The organism is Nocardia sp. NPDC052112 (genome assembly GCF_040680135.1).
Classification (GTDB): Bacteria; Actinomycetota; Actinomycetes; order Mycobacteriales; family Mycobacteriaceae; genus Nocardia.
This window is the reverse complement of the sequence record NZ_JBFAWD010000006.1, coordinates 478,144-485,232: the sequence shown is the minus strand read 5'-3', so window position 1 is coordinate 485,232 and position 7,089 is coordinate 478,144. Positions and strand designations below refer to the sequence as shown.

Sequence of the window (7,089 nt, the reverse complement as noted above, 5' to 3'; positions counted from 1 at the left end):
GGGCCAAGACGTCGTCAAGTTCGAAGAGCAGCGCGACCGCATGCTCGCCCGCGAAGCCAAGAAGCGCGAACTCGCCGGCATCGCCGGCTGATCTCACAGCAGTCTGCCGGATCGAACCCGACACCGGTGGCCGGCCCACAGTTGCTGTTCGATGTGCCGAACCTAGCAGCCGGCTGTGTATCGCTTATGAGTTCCGTTCTGGATCTGGCCGGGCGCCGGGCAGCCGGTTACCGTGTGCGCTGGCGGAAATGCCGGGGATTCGAGTTGTTTCGTTGCGCTGCTTCGGAATTCGACTCGGCCGTCGGGCATTTCCGCTGCCGCCGTGTCCCGAGTTTTCGGGCTGGGCGATGCCTGCCCGAGACAATTCGCAGTTGCGCGAATTGTCGAGTATCGAGAGGTCCCCGATGTCCTTTGGTTTCTTTCACCTGCCGCCGACCGGTAGCTGGTTGCCGCCGACGGGTAGCTGGCTGCCGTTGCTGACCAGCATTTGGCCGCCGCGGCCCGACTGGTGACCGCAATTGTCCGCGCGCCCGGTCTGCTCGTCGGGGCCGTAGCGATCTGAGCCGATCGCATACTCATCCGCTGTGCGCCACGGACCAGCAGTGAAATGCCCTGCCGGACTGCATTATTCATGCATCCCGCAGGGCATGTGCACACCAAGATCCTGTTCGACCATCCGGACGACTGACGCGCGACTATCGCGCGACCCGCAGCAGCAGCGTCACGGTGCGATTTCGTGCGGGCTCGTCGAAGGGGCCGTCCTGCTGATCGGCACTGGCCACCGTGAACGCGGTGAGCGGCAGCTTGCCACCATCGATCAGATAGCCGACCGCCGTCTCGGCACGGGCCAGTCCGAGCCAGGACCCGCCCGACTCGTCTCCGGGAGTCGCGATCGTGTGGCCGATAACAGTTGTCGTCACCACGAGATCGGCCAATCTGCGCCCGATCTCCCGCAGCAACGCCGCCCCATCGGCGCTGATCGCCGCGGCATCCACGGCGCACAAACCGGTTTCGAAGGCGAGCTCGACGTACTCGGTGCCGCGATGGACGATAACGCCCGGCATCGGCATCGCCGCGGCGATCGTGTCGAGGACGCGCTCGCGCCGTTCAGCGGCGTTCCGCTCCGCCTCGAGGGCGGCGAGTTGCCGTGCCATCGGGTCGTTGTGCCCGGTATCCGACTCCGGGCGGGCGCTGGCCACAGGTGGCCGGTCCGGGGCAGTGAGGCCCCAGCCGACGGCGCCGGCCGCCAGCACAGAGGTTGCCGCCACGGCCGCGACGACAACCGTCCCGGGACGCATCCGCGGCCGAGCAGGCATGGCGCCCTTCGTAATTCGCGAGATCACCCGTCGCCCCTCGGCGGCACCCCGGTGGTGCGGCGCCATGGCCTGCAACCGCGCCCAGCACCGGTCCGCCGCCACCAACTCACCCTGCTGGGCATGGATTCGCGCACGCAGATCGAGCACTGCCGCATCCGCTCTATCCTGTTCGTCCAGTCCGTCGAGCAGTCGGGCGGCCCGATCGAGCTCCCCGGTCCTGGCGGCGGCACCGGCCCGGCTGAGGGTCAGCTGCCCACTGACGGTGGAACTGAGCGGGGTGCCCATTACTCGTTGACTCCGATATCCGCTTCCCGGATATCCGGCGGCAGCAACTGGCGCAGTTGATGGATGACCGAGACCAACTCCTGGCGATCGTCGCGAGCCACCGCACGGGCGCCCTGTCGAATCAGCGGCCCCGCCTGCGGCGTCGACCGCAGCGCCCACTGCAGGTTTTCGAATACGAGCAGCGGAAAGTCCGGATCCCGTTGTGCGAGTTCGATGTAGAAATCCTTGGCCCGGTCGAGCTGTTTGTGCAGCCTGGCGGTGTCCTGTGCCGCGATGGCGTCCGCGGCGCGGGCCCGCAGGCCCATCAGCGTCGAACGATCGGCGCCATCGCCGACCTGATCGACCCGAGTCGAGCACTCGGCGAGCATCGACTCCAACTCGGCGCTGAGGGCAGGGATCGCGGCTGCCTCGGCGAGATCGTCGAGTTCGGCGTGCAGATCCCGGATCGCTTCCTCGGCGGCCAGCGCCGCGCTGTCGCTCACCGAGGCGGCGTCGACCTGCTCGCGCAGTGTCGACAGGGCCCGCTCCTCGTCGAGTCGCTGCCCTCGACCGCGGGCCGGATCCGACTTGGGCAACAATGCAATTCGCTGTTCGACCTCCGAGAGTTGCGCCCGCAGTTCCGGCTGCTTCGGCGGGGTGAGGCTGCCCCGGTTGATTTCGGCTTCGGCCTGAACGTCCACCAACGGGATATCGGCTATCACCGTAACCACACCCGAGGTATCCACCTCGAAGGTGACTTCGACCTCGCTGCCCGCCGGGAGATCGATGTGGATATCCTTGGACCGGATCTCCAGTACGCCTACCTGCCGGTTGCGATCACCCCGGCTGCGCGAGCCTTCGGCGACGGGGATCCGCAGCACCGCGTCGATGTCCGCGCGGCGCAACGCATCCGAGGTCCGGAATGTCTTGCGCGCGGTGGTAGGCAGGGTTGTGCCCTTGCCCACCAAGACCGTGAATCCGCCGTCTGCCCGTTGCACGCCAAGGGAATCGGCGAGCGGCACACCACCGAATTCGGGACCGGACCGGTGGGTGAGAAAGAATTCGCTCGGTGTCAGCCGGCACGGTGTGCCCGCCGCGTCGGCAAGTTCCACACCGAACCGGGTGGTCTCATCCGCATCGATATCGACCACCGCCGTAAAAGCTCCCTTGGCGTTCAACGCGATTCGCGCAGAACGAAACGGTGGTTTGCTCGTGGGGTTGCTCAAAACCACCGAATATTTCGTCCAGTCGGTCGGCTGTGCGGAACTCACGCGCGCGGCAACCACCGGTGTGGTGACAGTGACGGCGGGCTCATGCGTGACATCGAGCGCGAATTCGCCCGGCTCGGTGGGTCGGAGTCGGGTACGGGGGCGCCGGACCGTACTCGCGAACAATGCCGCGCCGCGCGCGACCACGGTGGTCGGATCGAGACCGAAGTCGAGCTCGATGCCGAGACCGGTCTGGGTGTCGGCCAGATATCGTCGCAGTCCCGGCGCGAGCGTGGCACCGCCGACCAGCAGGACCCGATCGATATCGTCGGGCTGCAAGGACGCCTCGGTCACGGCCGAGCGCGCCAACGCTACGGCCCTGGCGTAGAACGGGTCGGCAAGAGCTTCCAGTTCGGCCCGACACAAGGTGTACTCGAAGTCCTCGCGGCTGTTGCGGTCGATCTCCAGCGAGACATCGACATAGGCCGAATCACTCTGCGACAGGACAATTTTCGCCTCCTCGGCGGCCGCCTTCAGTTTCCCGAAGTTGGCGTACCACGCACGGTTTCCCCGAGTGAAATCACACAAACCCAGCCTGCGGCTCACCGCGGGGGCAAGGATTCGCTCGACCAGGGCCCAGTCGATCGACTTGCCGCCGAGATTGCGATCACCCGCGTGGTTGAGCACCCGCAGTTCGTCGGAGGTGCGCTGTACCACGGCGGCGTCGAAGGTGCCGCCGCCGAAGTCGAATACCAACCAGTACCCCGGCTCGGCGCTTTCACGCACTCCATAGGCGAATGCCGCCGCGGTCGGCTCCTGTACAAGCGGGCACTGCCGGCTCATGCCCGCGAGTTCGGCTGCCCGCTGCGTGGCCTCACGCTGGTTCAGCGCGAAGGCGGCGGGCACGGTGATCACCGCGATATCCGGCGCGTCGCCGCGGACCTTCGCGAAGTTCTGGCGCAACGCCTGGAGCACCTGCGCCGACAATTGTTCCGGTGTCAGCGACAAGCCGGCCTTCGCGAAGGTGAACGAGGTGTCCGCATAACCCATGACCTGCTTGAATTCCGAAGCCGTATTGTCCACATCGGCCTCGGCGCGGCGGCGAGCGGACATGCCGACATGGGTCTGGCCTGCCTGGGGAATCCACACCACCGACGGAATGATGTCGGTCTGATGGTGGTCGTCCTTGATCACCGCGACTTCACCGTTCACGGCTACGGCGATCGCACTGTTGGTCGTGCCGAGGTCGATCCCGACATCGATGGTGTCGCTCATCTTTCTCCTCTACTCCGCCTCGGACAGGTCGGCTCGATCCCCGACCGGTCGGCCGACGATCACCTGCCCCAGCTGAATTCGCCTGTTCTGGAAATAGACTGTGGGCCGCACGGTTTCGGTGACGGTCTCCTCCGACACCGTGGGATCGTCCTGGTAGGCCAGCACATCCAGTGAACGGCCGGGATGCAGCACATCGCCGTCGTGCTCCTGCACCACCAACTCGGCGGCAGCCAGTGCATCGCGACTCTGGGTCAGATAGCGGCGCGCCTGCCTGGCCGATGCGTCCTGCCAATCGGGCGCTTTGCGGAGTTTGCGTTCGGCCCGCCACACATTGGTGGCGGCATCGGCGAGGGCGCGCTCGTCGAGCGGGGCCCCGACCTGGGTGTCGGCTGTGGCCAGTAATTGCCGTAGCCGCTCGCGGCCGGGTTCGTCCCACATCGGTGCGGCGATACGGAATGCGCGGTGGTATCGGTGCTGCCGGAATTCCGCGCGCAACCAGGTCAGTCCGTTCATCTGACGCTCCCCGTGGTCGAGTTGCCGTCCACCCGCGCGGCGATGCAGACGCCGAGCCTGCTTCGGTGCGGCGGATCCCACCACGACTGGGCTGGAGCGAGGTTCCAGAAGTCGAAGCCCGGTGGCAGAGCTATCCGCGCACATGAGCCACGAACCGCGGCGAGGACCACGTCCTGGCCCGGCCAGGGCGCCGCCAGGCTGGCGACTACCGGATAGTCCAGCACCTCGCCCCAGTGCGGGCTCTCGCAGCCGACGACAGCGACATCAGCGATACGCGAGCTCAACCAGCCGTCGTAGTCGCCGCGGCTTTCGATGCACGAACCCACCGGTGGGGCCTGTGCGGCACTGCCGGCATACAGCGGCATCGGCACAGACGCGTGATGGGCGGCACTCGGATCCACTGTCCTGCCGACCATTGTCGAGTCGTCGACGCGATGCACGACGCAGGCGGCGTAGTTTTGGTACTGCTTGCCGCCGGTATTCCAATCCTGTTGCGGGGCTGCCACATTCGATGCCACGTAGCCGGATTCATCGAGTCCCTGCCCCGCGATCAGCAGGCGGCAGCGAAACCGGGCAAGGGCCCCGACCTGATCGTCGCCCGGATATGGTGCGGGAACCGGCGCCAGCGCGGGATAACCGAGCACTTCGCCCCAGTGCGGCTGCACGCAGTCGACCACGCGCACCGCCGACTTGTCGTCGTCCCAGCTTTCCCTGGTGGCAATGCACGTACCGATCGGGGCATTGTCGGATACCCTCGCCGCGAATAAGTTCACGGTGCCGGATGCCGGATCGGCGGACACTGCGCGCACCACCAGCCCGGCCATCGCCAGCGCGCACAACACCGCGATCGCTGTGCCGACGAACACCGCGACGGCGACGCGATCGAACCGCACGTGTTCAACGAATCCGCCAAGGGGCCCGCCGTACCCGGATACACCTCGACTCCGTTGATTGCCCAGCGCGACCGCTTGCCCGGCCCGGAGCGCTTGTTTCAGCGAACGCAAGAGCGTCGCCAGCAGTTCCTGCCGCGCCCGGCGGCGCCGCTCGACCCGCTGCCTGCGCTTCGCTTCGCGCTCGCGCAGTTCCCGCGCCCAGCGCTCGCGTTCCTCTCGCCAGCGTTGCTCGCGCGCGATACGTTCTGCTCGTGCCTCCTGCAGGCGCTGGCGAGCGCGGTCGCGCACCTGGTCCTGGCTCACTTTCGCGCGCTTGCGAGTTCGCATCCGCAGCCGGGCACGACGCACTTCCGTGGAGTTCGCCACGATCGTCGCCCGGCTCTGCGGGTCGGTGGTCAGGTCCAGCGCCATGTCGAACCAGGTCTCGGCCAGGTCCACCTCGCGGACGTCGGCGTTATCGAGGATCCCGAGCGCGCAATTGTTCAGCAATACCGCGGCCTGATTGCGCAGCGTCGCGGTGCGGCGGTGCTTAGCCGACGGCACCACGATCTCCAGTCGGCGCAAATCCGCGAGCGCGTCGCCTTCCACCAGTGCGGCGGCGTCCGGGAAGTTTCGCTGATGCAGCAGCGGGAATGCGGCGGTCAAGGTGTTGTCCGCCGATTGGTACCAGGGTTCGGCCGCCTGCTCCCACTCGTCGTCGACCACCTGCTCGGGGACCGGCCACGCGCGCGCCTCATCGACCAGCCAGCCATACCGTTCCGGTGCCGAAACCACCAGCAGAATCAGTGATTTCAGCAAGGCAACCGGTACCTCGGCACGCAACTGGTCGATCACGGACGCGTCGAGCCCACGATCGTCGAGCGCGGCTATCCGGTGTCGCAGATGATCCCAGAACGCGGTCCGTCGCAGCGCCGTGCGCCACGACTGCGCGGCGTCGGACCACTGCTGGCGCAACAGTTCGGTATCACCGAGCGCGACCGCGGTATGCGTCGAATCCAGAGCCGCGCTGTGCTTTCTGACCGCGCTGTCATGATCGCGATGCAGTCGCGCAACGCACCCACAGACGGTGACCGAGGAGCCCCACAGCCAGAACACCTCGTCGATCAGCCGATGCCGAGAGTCCAGCAGCACGTCGAAGGCGGCTCGGGCCTGTGCCTCGCTGACCGGCAGTGCGTCGCCGAGATCGATGTCGGCCCCGGCTGCGGCCGCGGCCACCACCAACTGCCTGCGGTTTCGCACGAAGGGGCGGTCCGCGTCGGTTGGCACACCGGTGATTCGAAATGCGTTGTGCTGGTACAGCTGTGGACCGGCGACCGCTCGCAGCCGTGTCGTGATCGCGTCGCTCGCCACCCACTCCACCTCACTCGCCGTTCAGCCGCCGATCCGTCTCCATGACGCTATCGACGGCTGTCGGGACCGGTCCGGACCAACAGACCGCTTGGTCTGCAAGTGGGTCGACTGTGTGGTAGATCGGCATTGGTCGGCCGATACGGATGTTGCACCGAGCGCTGGAAAAGCCAAGGCGCTCTGTTGAGTCGGTCCGAGTTGGTGGCTGTCGGACTCCAGGTGAGTTGGACCGCAGCATTCCGCACCGAGCTCGCGACGCACGCTCACCAGGAG

General features: G+C 66.8%; 4 protein-coding genes. All 4 read right to left on the bottom strand.

The genetic code is table 11. From position 1 onward, the window contains the following. Window positions 1-695: 695 nt before the first annotated feature. Genes AB0L58_RS15000 through AB0L58_RS14985 form a run of 4 tightly spaced genes read right to left on the bottom strand, consistent with a single transcriptional unit; the run spans window position 696 to window position 6,819 of the window. Entirely contained in the window at window positions 696-1,601 is a 906-nt protein-coding gene (locus AB0L58_RS15000) for a hypothetical protein (protein ID WP_364386661.1), read from the bottom strand. Beyond that, complete coding sequence (locus AB0L58_RS14995; RefSeq protein ID WP_364386659.1) at window positions 1,601-4,063, bottom strand: Hsp70 family protein; 2,463 nt, start codon at window positions 4,061-4,063, stop codon at window positions 1,601-1,603. The genes AB0L58_RS15000 and AB0L58_RS14995 overlap by 1 nt, the downstream gene beginning before the upstream one ends. 9 nt (window positions 4,064-4,072) lie before the next feature. Next, on the bottom strand, window positions 4,073-4,576 hold the full coding sequence (locus tag AB0L58_RS14990) for a hypothetical protein (RefSeq protein WP_364386657.1): 504 nt from the start codon (window positions 4,574-4,576) through the stop codon (window positions 4,073-4,075). After that, a complete protein-coding gene (locus AB0L58_RS14985) occupies window positions 4,573-6,819 on the bottom strand; it encodes a hypothetical protein (protein WP_364386655.1) in 2,247 nt (748 codons plus the stop codon). The genes AB0L58_RS14990 and AB0L58_RS14985 overlap by 4 nt, the downstream gene beginning before the upstream one ends. Window positions 6,820-7,089 lie beyond the last annotated feature (270 nt).

What these genes read in the sequence shown, in the direction of transcription:
- AB0L58_RS15000 (WP_364386661.1), bottom strand. Translation starts at nt 1,601, where the DNA reads ATGGGCACCCCGCTCAGTTCCACCGTCAGTGGGCAGCTGACCCTCAGC.
- AB0L58_RS14995 (WP_364386659.1), bottom strand. Translation starts at nt 4,063, where the DNA reads ATGAGCGACACCATCGATGTCGGGATCGACCTCGGCACGACCAACAGT.
- AB0L58_RS14990 (WP_364386657.1), bottom strand. Translation starts at nt 4,576, where the DNA reads ATGAACGGACTGACCTGGTTGCGCGCGGAATTCCGGCAGCACCGATAC.